This is a genomic window from Vibrio japonicus (assembly GCF_024582835.1).
GTDB lineage: Bacteria > Pseudomonadota > Gammaproteobacteria > Enterobacterales > Vibrionaceae > Vibrio > Vibrio japonicus.
In genome coordinates this window covers 266,200-279,607 of the sequence record NZ_CP102096.1, presented here as the reverse complement: position 1 = coordinate 279,607, position 13,408 = coordinate 266,200, and the positions used below count along the sequence as shown (strand labels likewise).

The 13,408-nt window shown below is 46.0% G+C and carries 9 protein-coding genes and 15 tRNA genes; 7 read left to right on the top strand and 17 right to left on the bottom strand.

Annotation, left to right across the window (positions count from 1 at the left end; genetic code table 11):
- Window positions 1–134 precede the first annotated feature (134 nt).
- From NP165_RS01410 to orn, 16 genes are all read right to left on the bottom strand, one after another.
- Window positions 135–210 (bottom strand) — tRNA-Gly (locus tag NP165_RS01410).
- 36 nt (window positions 211–246) lie between these two features.
- A tRNA-Gly gene (locus tag NP165_RS01405) sits at window positions 247–322 on the bottom strand.
- A gap of 37 nt (window positions 323–359) precedes the next feature.
- Window positions 360–435, bottom strand: a tRNA-Gly gene (locus NP165_RS01400).
- Window positions 436–453: 18 nt separating this feature from the next.
- Window positions 454–530, bottom strand: a tRNA-Met gene (locus NP165_RS01395).
- A gap of 39 nt (window positions 531–569) precedes the next feature.
- Window positions 570–659: transfer RNA gene (locus NP165_RS01390), tRNA-Gly, on the bottom strand.
- 18 nt (window positions 660–677) lie between these two features.
- Window positions 678–754 (bottom strand) — tRNA-Met (locus tag NP165_RS01385).
- Between the two features lie 38 nt (window positions 755–792).
- Window positions 793–882: transfer RNA gene (locus NP165_RS01380), tRNA-Gly, on the bottom strand.
- An 18-nt stretch (window positions 883–900) separates the two neighbouring features.
- A tRNA-Met gene (locus tag NP165_RS01375) sits at window positions 901–977 on the bottom strand.
- Window positions 978–1,016: 39 nt separating this feature from the next.
- A tRNA-Ser gene (locus tag NP165_RS01370) sits at window positions 1,017–1,106 on the bottom strand.
- An 18-nt stretch (window positions 1,107–1,124) separates the two neighbouring features.
- Window positions 1,125–1,201, bottom strand: a tRNA-Met gene (locus NP165_RS01365).
- A 38-nt stretch (window positions 1,202–1,239) separates the two neighbouring features.
- Window positions 1,240–1,315 (bottom strand) — tRNA-Gly (locus NP165_RS01360).
- 18 nt (window positions 1,316–1,333) lie between these two features.
- Window positions 1,334–1,410, bottom strand: a tRNA-Met gene (locus NP165_RS01355).
- 39 nt (window positions 1,411–1,449) lie between these two features.
- A tRNA-Gly gene (locus tag NP165_RS01350) sits at window positions 1,450–1,525 on the bottom strand.
- 18 nt (window positions 1,526–1,543) lie between these two features.
- Window positions 1,544–1,620, bottom strand: a tRNA-Met gene (locus tag NP165_RS01345).
- Between the two features lie 39 nt (window positions 1,621–1,659).
- Window positions 1,660–1,735 (bottom strand) — tRNA-Gly (locus NP165_RS01340).
- A 178-nt stretch (window positions 1,736–1,913) separates the two neighbouring features.
- Window positions 1,914–2,459, bottom strand: coding sequence for an oligoribonuclease (orn, locus tag NP165_RS01335; RefSeq protein WP_257084575.1), 546 nt, complete (start codon window positions 2,457–2,459; stop codon window positions 1,914–1,916).
- 111 nt (window positions 2,460–2,570) lie between these two features.
- Here orn and rsgA point away from each other — a divergent pair, with 111 nt between their 5' ends.
- The 7 genes from rsgA (at window position 2,571) to NP165_RS01300 (ending at window position 12,349) form a co-directional block, all read left to right on the top strand.
- The gene (gene rsgA, locus NP165_RS01330) at window positions 2,571–3,626 is read left to right on the top strand and encodes a small ribosomal subunit biogenesis GTPase RsgA (RefSeq protein WP_257084574.1); all 1,056 of its coding nucleotides are present in this window, start codon (window positions 2,571–2,573) and stop codon (window positions 3,624–3,626) included.
- Between the two features lie 112 nt (window positions 3,627–3,738).
- Window positions 3,739–4,602, top strand: coding sequence for an archaetidylserine decarboxylase (asd, locus tag NP165_RS01325; RefSeq protein WP_257084573.1), 864 nt, complete (start codon window positions 3,739–3,741; stop codon window positions 4,600–4,602).
- A 164-nt stretch (window positions 4,603–4,766) separates the two neighbouring features.
- A complete protein-coding gene (locus NP165_RS01320) occupies window positions 4,767–6,182 on the top strand; it encodes an SLC13 family permease (RefSeq protein WP_257084572.1) in 1,416 nt (471 codons plus the stop codon).
- Between the two features lie 257 nt (window positions 6,183–6,439).
- Window positions 6,440–8,320 carry a methyl-accepting chemotaxis protein gene (locus NP165_RS01315; RefSeq protein ID WP_257084571.1) on the top strand — a complete coding sequence of 627 codons (1,881 nt, stop codon included), beginning with the start codon at window positions 6,440–6,442 and terminating at the stop codon, window positions 8,318–8,320.
- A 73-nt stretch (window positions 8,321–8,393) separates the two neighbouring features.
- Complete coding sequence (locus tag NP165_RS01310; protein ID WP_257084570.1) at window positions 8,394–9,281, top strand: DMT family transporter; 888 nt, start codon at window positions 8,394–8,396, stop codon at window positions 9,279–9,281.
- A gap of 250 nt (window positions 9,282–9,531) precedes the next feature.
- Window positions 9,532–11,061, top strand: a complete 1,530-nt coding sequence (gpmM, locus tag NP165_RS01305) for a 2,3-bisphosphoglycerate-independent phosphoglycerate mutase (RefSeq protein ID WP_257084569.1) — start codon at window positions 9,532–9,534, stop codon at window positions 11,059–11,061.
- 151 nt (window positions 11,062–11,212) lie between these two features.
- A complete protein-coding gene (locus NP165_RS01300; protein ID WP_257084568.1) occupies window positions 11,213–12,349 on the top strand; it encodes a murein hydrolase activator EnvC family protein in 1,137 nt (378 codons plus the stop codon).
- A gap of 77 nt (window positions 12,350–12,426) precedes the next feature.
- Here the strand turns inward: NP165_RS01300 and NP165_RS01295 are convergent, their stop codons facing one another.
- Window positions 12,427–13,383, bottom strand: a complete 957-nt coding sequence (locus NP165_RS01295) for a DHHA1 domain-containing protein (RefSeq protein ID WP_257084567.1) — start codon at window positions 13,381–13,383, stop codon at window positions 12,427–12,429.
- Between the last annotated feature and the right edge of the window lie 25 nt (window positions 13,384–13,408).

The window sequence follows — 13,408 nt, the reverse complement described above, 5'->3', positions numbered from 1 at the left end:
AGAAGAGTTTATAGCGACACACGAGGTTCCCTATTTATAACAAAAAGGCGTGACCTCAACCTTGGTAAGATTGCGCTCTATAAACGGAGCTAGTGTCGATTTTTCAACGTTAAGCACGATGAAGGCTATCAAATTGGAGCGACACACGAGGTTCGAACTCGTGACCTCAACCTTGGCAAGGTTGCGCTCTACCAACTGAGCTAGTGTCGCATTTTTCATCGTTAAGCACGATGAGAGCTATCAAATTGGAGCGACACACGAGGTTCGAACTCGTGACCTCAACCTTGGCAAGGTTGCGCTCTACCAACTGAGCTAGTGTCGCATTTTTTCATCGTTAAGCACAATGAGAGCTATCAAATTGGAGCGACACACGAGGTTCGAACTCGTGACCTCAACCTTGGCAAGGTTGCGCTCTACCAACTGAGCTAGTGTCGCATATTCTCATAAGAGAATTGGTTGCGGGAGCCGGATTTGAACCGACGACCTTCGGGTTATGAGCCCGACGAGCTACCAAGCTGCTCCATCCCGCGTCCGTATTTCACCGTTAAGCACGATGAAGGCTATCAAATTGGAACGACACACGAGGTTCCCTATTCATAACAAAAAGGTGTGACCTCAACCTTGGTAAGGTTGCGCTCTACCAACTGAGCTAGTGTCGCATATTCTCATAAGAGAATTGGTTGCGGGAGCCGGATTTGAACCGACGACCTTCGGGTTATGAGCCCGACGAGCTACCAAGCTGCTCCATCCCGCGTCCGTATTCACCGTTAAGCACGATGAAGGCTATCAAATTGGAGCGACACATGAGGTTCCCTATTCATAAAAAAAAGGCGTGACCTCAACCTTGGTAAGGTTGTGCTCTACCAACTGAGCTAGTGTCGCATACTCTCATAAGAGAATTGGTTGCGGGGGCCGGATTTGAACCGACGACCTTCGGGTTATGAGCCCGACGAGCTACCAAGCTGCTCCACCCCGCGTCCGTGTTTCATCGTTAAGCACGATGAGAGCTATCAAATTGGAGCGACACACGAGGTTCCCTATTTATAAAAAACAGGCGTGACCTCAACCTTAGCAAGGTTGCGCTCTACCAACTGAGCTAGTGTCGCATATTCTCGTAAGAGAATTGGTTGCGGGAGCCGGATTTGAACCGACGACCTTCGGGTTATGAGCCCGACGAGCTACCAGGCTGCTCCATCCCGCGTCCGTATTCACCGTTAAGCACGATGAAGGCTATCAAATTGGAGCGACACACGAGGTTCGAACTCGTGACCTCAACCTTGGCAAGGTTGCGCTCTACCAACTGAGCTAGTGTCGCATATTCTCATAAGAGAATTGGTTGCGGGAGCCGGATTTGAACCGACGACCTTCGGGTTATGAGCCCGACGAGCTACCAAGCTGCTCCACCCCGCGTCCGTGTTTCACCGTTAAGCACGATGAGAGCTATCAAATTGGAGCGACACACGAGGTTCGAACTCGTGACCTCAACCTTGGCAAGGTTGCGCTCTACCAACTGAGCTAGTGTCGCATATTCTCGTAAGAGAATTGGTTGCGGGAGCCGGATTTGAACCGACGACCTTCGGGTTATGAGCCCGACGAGCTACCAAGCTGCTCCATCCCGCGTCCGTATTTCACCGTTAAGCACGATGAAGGCTATCAAATTGGAGCGACACACGAGGTTCGAACTCGTGACCTCAACCTTGGCAAGGTTGCGCTCTACCAACTGAGCTAGTGTCGCTTTAACAACGTTTCCGTCGTTCAGGGCTGCGAATTATAAGAGCTTTATTTTGTGATGCAAGTCCTTCATGCAAAAAAAAGTCGTTTTTTTTCTGTTTGATGAAAAAGCACACAAATTAGGCGATTTATTATTCTAAATCTGCACTTTATCCGCCCCCAAATGGAAAATACCTAAGAAATTAGATACTGAAAATAGTTTGGCGGTAGTATTTCAACTCAGCGATAGACTCTCGAATATCATCCAGTGCTAAGTGACTGCCCGTTTTCGTAAAGCCATCCAGCACTTCTGGCTTCCAACGACGAGTTAACTCTTTAAGCGTACTTACATCAACGTAACGATAGTGGAAGTACTCTTCCAGTTCTGGCATGTGTTTGTACAAAAAGCGTCGATCTTGGCCGATACTGTTGCCACAGATTGGTGATTTGCCTTTAGGGACCCACTTTTCTAAAAACTCAATGGTCTGACGAATCGCTTCTTGCTCATTAATGTTACTTGAGCGAATACGCTCGACCAATCCACTACCTGTGTGCGTGGTGGTGCACCACTCATCCATTTTCTCTAATTCAGCTTCAGGTTGGTGTATCGCAAGTACCGGACCTTCAGCTAAAATATTCAATTCACTATCGGTAACGATAGTCGCGATTTCGATAATTTTGTGAGTTTCCGGATCTAATCCTGTCATCTCCAAATCAATCCAAATTAAATTTTGATCGCTAAAGGACATAAATCGTTGCCTATTGGTTTTATGATAAAAAGGGTACTATACCCAAATTCCAATCCACTAGATAGCGATCTAATGGACCCCAAACGATGATAAACAGTTAAGTAGACAATTGTGGCAAAGAAAAAAAAGCTTACCAAAGGTCAAGTAAGACGAGTACGCAGCAACCAGAAGCGCAAGCTAAAAAAAGAAGAGTCCATTCAATGGGATGAATCTATGCTTGGCAGCGCGAAGAAAGGACTAGTGATCACTCGCTTTGGGCAGCATGCCGATATTGAAGATCAAGAAAGCGGAGAAATTCATCGCTGTAACCTTCGACGTGGTATTGAAACTCTGGTTTCTGGTGACCAAGTTATCTGGCGTCCGGGTTTGGAATCTATGGAAGGAATAAACGGCGTAGTAGAAGCGGTAGAACCTCGAACCTCTGTACTCACACGCCCAGATTACTACGATGGCCTTAAACCTGTCGCAGCGAATGTCGACCAGATGATCATCGTTTCATCGGTACTACCTGAATTGTCACTCAATATCATTGACCGATATTTAGTTGCCGCAGAAACTCTGAAAATTTCCCCGTTGCTTGTTTTAAACAAAATCGACCTGCTCGACAAAGAACAGCTCGAAATCTATAAAGACTGGCTAAATGAATACGAGCGTATTGGCTATAAGGTTTTGCTAGTCAGTAAAGAAACGGGGGAAGGCATTTCAACGCTAGAAGACGAGCTTCGAAACAGAATCAATATCTTTGTTGGCCAATCAGGCGTAGGTAAATCAAGTCTGGTTAATGCGTTAATGCCTGGCTTTGATATTGAAGAAGGTGCTGTCTCGGAAAACTCTGGGCTTGGGCAACACACAACAACGGCTTCACGTTTGTACCATATCCCTTCTGGTGGCGATTTAATTGACTCTCCAGGAGTACGTGAGTTTGGCTTATGGCATTTAGAGCCTGAGGAAATCACCAAAGCATTTATTGAATTCCAACCTTACTTAGGTGGCTGCAAGTTCCGCGACTGCAAGCACTTAGATGATCCAGGATGCATCTTAGTTGAAGCAGTGGAAAAAGGTGAAGTCAGTGAAACGCGTTTCGAGAATTATCATCGAATTCTTGAAAGCATGGCGGAGATGAAAGCCAACCGCCAGTACTCTCGCAATAAAAAAGCCGATCTGTAACAGCTTCTTGCATATATCGTAATCAATTGATACTGACTTTTGGGCGGAATTTGAGTAGTATCTCGCGCCCAAAGAAGTCAGCAAAATACAGTTAACATTAGAAATGAAAACAATGGATAAGATTAAAGTTGGACTGCAATACTGGATCCCACAACACGGGTTAACCCGTTTAATGGGTAAACTGGCGTCAGCCAAAGCTGGCGGTCTGACAACAGCGGTCATTCGCTGGTTCATCAAACGATACAACGTGAACATGGACGAGGCTAAGCACTCCGATCCTAAACACTTTACTTCTTTCAACGAGTTTTTTGTTCGAGAACTCGAAGAAGGCGCACGTCCAATTGCTGAAGCTGATTCTGTTATCACACACCCAGCAGACGCATGTGTTAGTCAGTTTGGGCCTATCAAAGATGGCAAACTGATTCAAGCAAAAGGCCACGACTTTACCGCTCAAGAGCTATTGGGTGGTGATTCGAAACTCGCTGAAGAATTCAAAGATGGTGAGTTTGCAACGCTTTACTTATCACCACGTGATTATCACCGTGTTCATATGCCTTGCGATGGTGTTCTACGTCAGATGATCTACGTTCCTGGCGATCTGTTTTCTGTGAATCCTTTAACAGCAGAGAATGTGCCAAACCTATTCGCTCGAAACGAACGAGTGGTATGTATTTTCGATACCGATTTTGGCCCTATGGCTCAAGTGCTAGTTGGTGCGACCATTGTTGGAAGTATTGAACAAGTATGGGCAGGTACGGTGACACCACCTCGTGGCAACACGGTTTACAAGTGGGATTACCCAGCTGAAGGTGACAAAGCCGTTGTTCTTAAGAAAGGCGAAGAAATGGGCCGATTCAAATTAGGCTCAACGGTTATTAACCTGTTTGCGAAAGACGCCATCAGCTTTGATGAATCGATGCAAAATGGCGCGACAACCGTAATGGGAACCGCTTACGCCCACTTAAACGAAAAATAATTTTTCATCATAAAGCCTTGGTTTAGCCAAGGCTTTTTTTGACCAAAAACAATACATTTGCAACATTTCTTTACGAGTTTTCAAAACTCAAACCTCAGTCTAAGACCCTAATTTGATTATTAATTATTCTTGAGCGCAGATTTCCGCTTTAAGGTTAAAAATGTATGACCAAATTAGACCACAGCATATTGGTCAAGCTATTGATTTGCTTTGGGATACCACTGAGTGTCCTGTTTATGCCCATCGATGCCATCCCGATTGATAACCTCACCACAATCCAGCACCGATTACTGGCTATATTTTTATTAGCCGCCCTGCTCTGGGTTTTAGAACCCGTCCCAGTCTTTGCGACCTCCATTTTGATCATTGCTCTTGAGCTGATCATGATCTCCGATAAGGGGCTACATTTATTCCGTCATCCACCAGCTGGGCATGATCTCGGTGTATTAATGAACTATACCGACATATTCAGTGCCTTTTCCTCACCAATCATCATTCTATTTATGGGCGGCTTTGCTTTAGCGATTGCTGCATCAAAATATGAGTTAGACAACAACCTCGCCAGAGTTTTGTTAAAACCATTTGGCCAGCAACCCAAATTTATCATGCTAGGCCTCATGCTAATTACCTCTGTGTTTTCGATGTTTATGTCTAATACAGCAACAACCGTGATGATGCTGGCTTTGCTAGGGCCGATTGTGGCTTCTGCGCCTAAAGGCGACTTAGGAATAAAAGCCCTCGTTTTATGTATTCCGATAGCGGCTAATACTGGCGGCATTGCCACGCCAATTGGTACGCCACCGAATGCCATTGCGCTGCAGTATTTAACGGGTGAAAACAGCATTAGCTTCTTGAGCTGGATGATGATGGGGCTTCCATTTGTGATTATCCAACTCACTATTGCATGGTTTTTACTTCAAAAATTATTCCCATCCTCGCAGCAAACCATGCAATTAAAACTCGATGGGCAGTTTCAAAAAAATTGGCGTGCGATAGTCGTTTACGTCACGTTCGCCGCCACCATATTGCTATGGATGACGACCAGTTTGCATGGCATGAACACTTATGTGGTATCGATAATTCCGCTTGCCGTTTTTACGCTAACCGGAATTATGGGCAAAAATGAACTGAAACAGATCAACTGGGATGTTTTGTGGCTCGTTGCGGGGGGAATAGCCATTGGTATTGGGTTGGAAAAAACAGGTCTAGCGGCTGCACTCGCGCATGCCATCAATTATGAATCCCTCTCACCAGTCGCTGTCGTTGTGACTCTGTCGATCGTCTGCTGGCTCATGGCTAACTTTATGTCGAACACCGCCACTGCAAACCTGTTAATGCCAATTGCGGCTGCGATCGGTGCGTCAATGGACAGCTTATCTTCCGTGGGTGGACTGCAAGGATTACTGGTTGTTGTCGCTTTCTCTGCCTCATTAGGGATGATTTTGCCAGTCTCTACTCCGCCAAACTCACTGGCTTACTCGACCGGATTAATAGAAAGCCGCGATATGGCCAAAACAGGAGTCATTCTCGGTCTTATCGGCTTAATCATTGTCTATTCAGCGGCATTATTGTTGACCTAACAGCGCAGCTTACGCCTTGCCTTGAAATACAGGCAAGGCATCACAAAATCAACAATAGGTAATACTGACAAAGTATTCACTAATCAAACTTCTAGTTAGATCAAACATATGACGGTTAGTTTTGTATAACATCTGGCTGTAAATTTAATTATTCCCCATTAGATCATCTGCCTTTTTCCAAATCTAAAGCATTAGGTAAAGCATATTTAGGTCTAAACCTCACCTTCGTTTGTTGTCTAAGTACGGAAGGGAAGACAATGAAAAATACAATAAAACTAAAAATACAAATTGCTATTGCTGTCATTATTGCTGTTGTTAGTGGTGTCCAAGCCTGGATTTCTGTCAGCCAGTTGAAGCAAGAAACAACCTCCGCACTCAATAGTGAAATGGAAAATGTCAGTCACGCGACGTCTCGTTACATCTCCGATTGGTTAGACATACGTAGTGACATGATGCTCGCCAACGAAAAAGCCATTTTAGAGGCGACAGATGCCGACCGGGAAATGCTACTGACAAAACGCGCGGGGGCATTTCTATCCGTATACGCGGGATTTGAAGATGGATCGATCGCCTATGGTGATAAGACCGAAGATTGGCCAACGGATTATGATCCTCGCAGCCGACCTTGGTATATCGACGCAAAAGCTGCGCCTGGGTTAATCATTACTGAACCGTATCAGGACTTCGACGGCAGTATCGTGATCAGTTTTGCCAAAGCTTTCAGTGGTCACAAAAATGGGGTACTCGCCGCCGACCTAACGGTAAGTAACATCATTGAAGAAGTCCTGCACGTTACACTCGACAACGATGGATTCTCATTCTTGGTTGATGGAAACAACAATATCGTCGCCTACAAGGATGAAAAACTCAGCCAAAAACCATTAACTGACCTAAATCCTGCACTTTCAGAGGATAAAGTCAGACAATTGATCAGCACCGCAGGTATCTCTACCATCACCTGGCCAAAACAAGGCGACAAGCTGATCTTTGTCACTAACGTACCATCAACCGATTGGTCGCTGGGTATCGTGGTAGACAAAGAACTCGCCTTCTCGTCCGTGACGGAACAGATTCAATTTACCGCGATTGCTTCGATTCTGTTGTACATCGTGATTGCTTCTATCAGCACATACGTTGTAACGCGCCTACTCATGCCTCTGCAAACGCTGTCTGACGCACTCTCTGAGCTATCAGAAGGCGAAGGCGACCTAACTCAGCGAATTGAAATCCGCAGAAAAGATGAGATTGGCGAACTCGCGCAACACGTCAATCAATTCTTGGCTCAGATGCAGAAGATGCTTGGCGATATCATTCAACACAGCCAAAAACTGGCAGTACAAGCAGAAGCCGCTAATCAATTATCTCAGGAGTCATCACTGCAAGTTGAAGCACAGCAAAATGACGTGAACCAAATTGCTACCGCTATCCATGAAATGTCAGCAACGGCGGCAGAAGTCGCTAGCCATGCCGAACTGACTGCCAACGCATCGCAAGAGTCATCGGCAGCTTGTGAAGACGGCCAGCAAGTGATTGAGAAAAACCGCCAAGCCATTATCAGTCTTGCAGAACAAGTGGGTGATGCCTCAAGTATCATTTCTGAACTGGAAAACAATACGCAAAGCATCAACCAGATCCTTTCGACGATCCAAGGCATTGCCGAGCAAACCAACCTACTTGCGCTTAACGCAGCCATTGAAGCCGCAAGAGCCGGTGAACAAGGACGCGGTTTTGCTGTTGTGGCAGACGAAGTTCGAGTGCTGAGCCAGCGCACACATGGTTCAACGGAAGAGATACGCCATATGATCGAAACGCTGCAAGGGAATACCAAACTCGCAGTGCACAGTATGGAAGCAAGTACCACGTTAGCCGATACCAGTGTTGATTACGCACAGCAAGCGTCGGAGAGCCTTAATACCATCACCGCAGCAATCAATGAAATCAACGGTATGGCTCTGCAAATTGCCAGCGCAGCGGAAGAGCAACGAGCGGTCAGCGAAGACATCAGCAGAAACACGCAAGGGATTAAAGATGCGTCTGATATTCTCGCGGACCAAGCAACACGCAGTAGTGAAAGCGCGACCAACATGTTCGATTCCGCGAACACTGTTCGCCAAGAAGTGGAGCGCTTTAGAGTTTAACGCTTTGTATAACCAATAATTTGATGCATATTAACAGCCATTAATATCCACCCTCCCTCAAGGACGAATCGACATGGGATACGAATGGCTGGCTTTGGCGGCTGCCTTTCTGTGGGCTGTCGCCAGCATACTCTCTGTGGCCCCCGCACAACATTTAGGAACGTTCGCTTATAGCCGCTGGCGTATGGGCTGTACTTCCGTCATTCTCGGCACCATGGCACTAATAACCGGCGGTTGGTCTAGCGTCGAAACTACCGCTATATCTGCGATGGCACTGTCAGGACTAATCGGTATCTTTATCGGTGATACCGCACTATTCGCCTGCTTAAATCGCATGGGGCCTCGTCAAGCAGGCTTGCTCTTTTCCTGTCACGCGGTGTTCTCCGCTATATTGGGCTACTTTCTGTTTAGCGAGAACATGACATCACTGGAATTGCTAGGCTCCACTCTGGTCTTCTCTGGCGTCCTCACCGCCATTTTCTTTGGCCGTAGAGGTCAGGCGAGCAACCAACTCGAATCGATCAAAGGCAATGTCTGGGTGGGCGTCGGTTTAGGTTTACTCGCCGCACTATGTCAGGCTATGGGCGGCATCATTGCAAAGCCCATCATGCAAACCGACATAGACCCTGTGGCTGCGTCCGCAGTACGTATGATGACCGCGTTCGCCGCACACTCCGTTCTATTTATCTCAGGAGTCAAGATTGCCCGTGCGACCCAGCCAATGACAATGAAGATCTTTTCCATCACCGCAGTCAATGGCTTCCTCGCAATGGCGGTCGGTATGACTTTAATCCTGTATGCACTACGTGACGGAAATGTTGGGATGGTGGCACTGCTTTCTTCAACCACTCCGATCATGCTATTACCTATACTTTGGGTTTACACCAAACGAAGGCCCAATCGTTACGCTTGGATGGGTGCGCTTGTCGCAGTAACTGGCACTGGGATTTTGGTTAGTTAATCGCCTCATCTACAATGACAACGATAGATAAATACGATTTTTAATTTACGATGAAATAGAGAGAATAGAGCGTAATAACGGCGTATGGAGCAACGTCACCACTCAGGGTGAAAAGCGGTTAAAGTGAAAGATAACAACGCCACATCACAAACAATATTTGATCTTGACCTACAGTTTTGGTTAAAAAATGTAGTAAAATTACGCTAATTTTGTTTCCAAAGTTACTTTAAAATTTGACGAGGACATCACTATGTCAGCAAAGAAGCCATTGGCTTTAGTTATTCTTGACGGTTACGGCCACCGTGAAGACACAGCGAGCAACGCGATTGCAAACGCAAAAACGCCGGTAATGGATGCACTGCTTGCAAACAACCCAAACACTCTAATCTCAGCTTCAGGTATGGACGTTGGTCTTCCTGATGGTCAGATGGGTAACTCTGAGGTTGGCCATACAAACATCGGTGCTGGTCGTGTCGTATATCAAGACCTAACTCGTATCACTAAGTCTATCGCTGACGGTGAGTTCGCGGAAACGCCTGCACTTGTTGACGCTATCGACTCTGCAGTAAAAGCAGGCAAAGCGGTACACCTTATGGGTCTGATGTCTCCAGGTGGCGTCCACTCTCACGAAGACCACATCTACGCTGCAGTTGAAATGGCAGCAGCACGTGGCGCAGAAAAAATCTACCTACACTGCTTCCTAGACGGCCGTGACACTCCACCACGTAGCGCAGAAAACTCACTAAAACGTTTTGATGAGCTATTCGCAAAACTAGGTAAAGGTCGTATCGCATCGCTGGTTGGCCGTTACTACGCAATGGATCGTGACAACAACTGGGAACGTGTTCAAGTTGCTTACGATCTATTAACTCAAGGTAAAGCAGAATTTACTTACGACTCTGCAGTTGCTGGTCTCGAGGCGGCTTACGCTCGTGAAGAAAACGACGAATTCGTAAAAGCAACAGCGATCAAAACTGAAGGTCAAGAAGATGCAGCAATGGCAGACGGCGATGCGGTGATCTTCATGAACTACCGTGCTGACCGTGCTCGTCAAATCACACGTGCATTCGTTCCTGGTTTCAACGGTTTTGAACGCGCAGCATTCCCAGCGGTTAACTTTGTTATGCTGACTCAATACGCAGCCGATATTCCACTATCTACTGCTTTCCCACCAGCATCACTAGAGAACACGTACGGTGAGTGGTTATCTAAGCAAGGTCAAACTCAGCTACGTATCTCTGAAACAGAGAAATACGCGCACGTTACGTTCTTCTTCAACGGTGGTGTTGAAACAGAGTTTGATGGTGAAGAGCGTCAACTTGTTGCCTCACCAAAAGTAGCCACTTACGACCTACAACCAGAAATGAGCTCAGAAGAACTGACTGAGAAAATGGTTGCAGCAATCAAGTCTGGTAAGTACGACACGATCATTTGTAACTACCCGAATGCTGACATGGTTGGCCACACTGGCGTTTACGAAGCAGCAGAGCAAGCAATTGAAGCGCTTGATGCAAGCGTAGGTAAAGTGGTTGAAGCGATTAAAGAAGTGGGCGGTCAAATGCTGATCACCGCAGACCACGGTAACGCAGAAATGATGGTTGACCCTGTCACTGGCGGTACTCATACCGCTCACACAAGTCTACCAGTGCCGCTCATTTACGTAGGCGATAAAGCCGTTAAGTTCAAAGAAGGCGGCAAACTGTCTGACCTAGCACCAACCATGCTGACTCTATCTGGTTTAGAAATCCCAGCAGAGATGACTGGTGACGTGCTCGTTTAAGTCATTCACAAAGTGAAGATGAATCAAAGCCCGGACCTGAGTTCGGGCTTTTGTATTATCTCATTCAACAAGTTTCAATATTCCCCTTTCTTCTTACGAAAGTGTTTGGGTATACTGGCTTCCCCTCAAAACTTCAGGATTGAATTCGCGAATGGCAACACGACAACGCGCACAACTGTGGGCTACCTCTAAGTTATCTGCACTTGTTTTAGCTGTTGCAACTACGCTGACCTTTCCCGCATGGTCTGCGTCTCAATCTGAACTAAAGGGCGTATCTAGTGAAATATCTCGTCAAAAGAAATCTCTAAACTCGCAGAAAAAACAGCTGGACTCTCTACAAAAGAACCTAAAAGAGCAGGAAGTGGGTATTGTTCGTTTAGAAAAAGAGATTAAAGAGACCAAGACGTCGCTAAGTAAAACCAACAGCAATATCGCAGCTCTAGAAAATAAAGTCTCTCACTTAGAGAAAGAGAAAAAAGCGCAAAGCGACAAGTTGTCTGAACTGCTTCAAACCTACTATGTTACCCAGCGTTCGAAAGACGCCTCTAACATCCTGAATCAAGGTGTTGAAGAAGATCGTATCAGTCAGTACTTCCAACATTTGGCCAAGCAACGGGCGCAAACCATCAAGGAATTAGAAAGTACAGCCAAAGAGTTGGCAGATAGCCGTTCACAACTTAACGCCGAAAAAGCACAAATTTCACAGCTGCTTGAATCACAAACGGAACAACGTAATCAACTAACAAAAGCGCAGTCTGAGCGTAAGAATACAGTTAGCACCATCAAGAAGAGCATCTCTAACGATAGTGTGTACCTATCTGAATTACAGCGAAATGAGACGCGACTGAAAGCTGAGATTGCTAAAGCAGCCAAGCGTAATGCAGTTCTGATGGATGGCATTGCAAAGCGTAAAGGTAAGTTGCCTTGGCCACTAAAGGGCAGTGTTATTCACAGCTATGGCTCTCGCCAAACTGGCCAACTTAGCTGGAAAGGCATGGTGATTAACGCCAATTACGGCCAACCCGTTAAAGCAGTCTATTCCGGTACGGTCGTATTTGCGGATTACCTACGAGGCTACGGGCTAGTTGTCTTACTTGATCACGGTAAAGGCGATATGACGCTTTATGGATTTAACCAAAGCCTACTAAAGAAAGAAGGCGATAAAGTCAAAGCGAGCGAAACCATCGCGCTTGCGGGTGACACTGGCGGGCAATCTAGACCATCGCTGTACTTTGAGATTCGTCGTAACAGTAAAACTCAAAACCCGACCCATTGGTTAACACGTTAGTACACTCTATATCTGCCATATCTCCACTCAGATTACAGAGGCTTTAAACATCTGTAATCCATGACCGTTCAGCTTCACTATCGGTAGTAACTTTCAATCGAGTTAATGAGTGTATCCAATTCCGATTTATCGAGTGCATTAATTCCTGCGGCAGCGGCCCTTCCACCACCTGTTGCAAACTGAGAACAAATATCCCCAGCTCCTTGCTTATTACTTAAAGGTGCCCGTAAAGATACCGTATATGTCCCATCTGTATTTTCCGTGAGGACAGCGTGTGCGGAATCCGGTGACTGATTGGCAAGTAAATTTCCGTAAACACCACTAATTCGGCGCGAATACGCTTCATCCGGTAGCTCAAAGACACCTAAATATCGACTTTGATACTTTGCATTAACCGCAAGCGCTTTAGCCATATCTTCCTGATAGGCCATCTTTAATACATGGTATGGTGACGATTTATCCGCTATCACAGCAAAGGGATCATCATAGGCCAAAAGCTCATTAAACAGTGTCGCTGGGTCGAAGTGGAGATCAGTAATATGTGCCCCGTACCCATTATAATTAATCAAAGTACCAAGCTCTTTAAGCTGAGATTTCTGCTCTGAAGTCAAGCCAGCTTGATCGGCTAATTCATCTGCTTTGGCAATAAGATTATCTCCATAGGCTGCGGTAATTGCCCAATGGTGGAATCGTCCATTTAATAGCTGATCAATAATAAGCGCTGTACACGTATTGGCATCTAAATCGATATGTGCATCAAGCAGATCACTCGTTGGCACATCACCGGCTTTGTGATGATCGGCATAAAAGACGCTCACACCAGATTCTAAAGCCACTTTCAGACCACCCATGTTCTTTTCCATTGAGATGTCTAAAGCAGTGATGGTATCCCCAGCGTGAAGCTTGAGTTTTTCCAGTAATTGAATGTCTCGTTTGACGCCAGTGACTAACGTAGAGTCTTTTGGCTCAGCCAGACGTAGTTGGAGTAGAGCGATAATGCCGTCAGCATCACCGTTAAAAACGTCGTAGTGCATAAAGAAAACCCATTAAAATAACTCT

What these genes read in the sequence shown, in the direction of transcription:
- orn (WP_257084575.1), bottom strand. Translation starts at nt 2,459, where the DNA reads ATGTCCTTTAGCGATCAAAATTTAATTTGGATTGATTTGGAGATGACA.
- NP165_RS01320 (WP_257084572.1), top strand. Translation starts at nt 4,767, where the DNA reads ATGACCAAATTAGACCACAGCATATTGGTCAAGCTATTGATTTGCTTT.
- NP165_RS01310 (WP_257084570.1), top strand. Translation starts at nt 8,394, where the DNA reads ATGGGATACGAATGGCTGGCTTTGGCGGCTGCCTTTCTGTGGGCTGTC.
- NP165_RS01315 (WP_257084571.1), top strand. Translation starts at nt 6,440, where the DNA reads ATGAAAAATACAATAAAACTAAAAATACAAATTGCTATTGCTGTCATT.
- asd (WP_257084573.1), top strand. Translation starts at nt 3,739, where the DNA reads ATGGATAAGATTAAAGTTGGACTGCAATACTGGATCCCACAACACGGG.
- NP165_RS01300 (WP_257084568.1), top strand. Translation starts at nt 11,213, where the DNA reads ATGGCAACACGACAACGCGCACAACTGTGGGCTACCTCTAAGTTATCT.
- NP165_RS01295 (WP_257084567.1), bottom strand. Translation starts at nt 13,383, where the DNA reads ATGCACTACGACGTTTTTAACGGTGATGCTGACGGCATTATCGCTCTA.
- gpmM (WP_257084569.1), top strand. Translation starts at nt 9,532, where the DNA reads ATGTCAGCAAAGAAGCCATTGGCTTTAGTTATTCTTGACGGTTACGGC.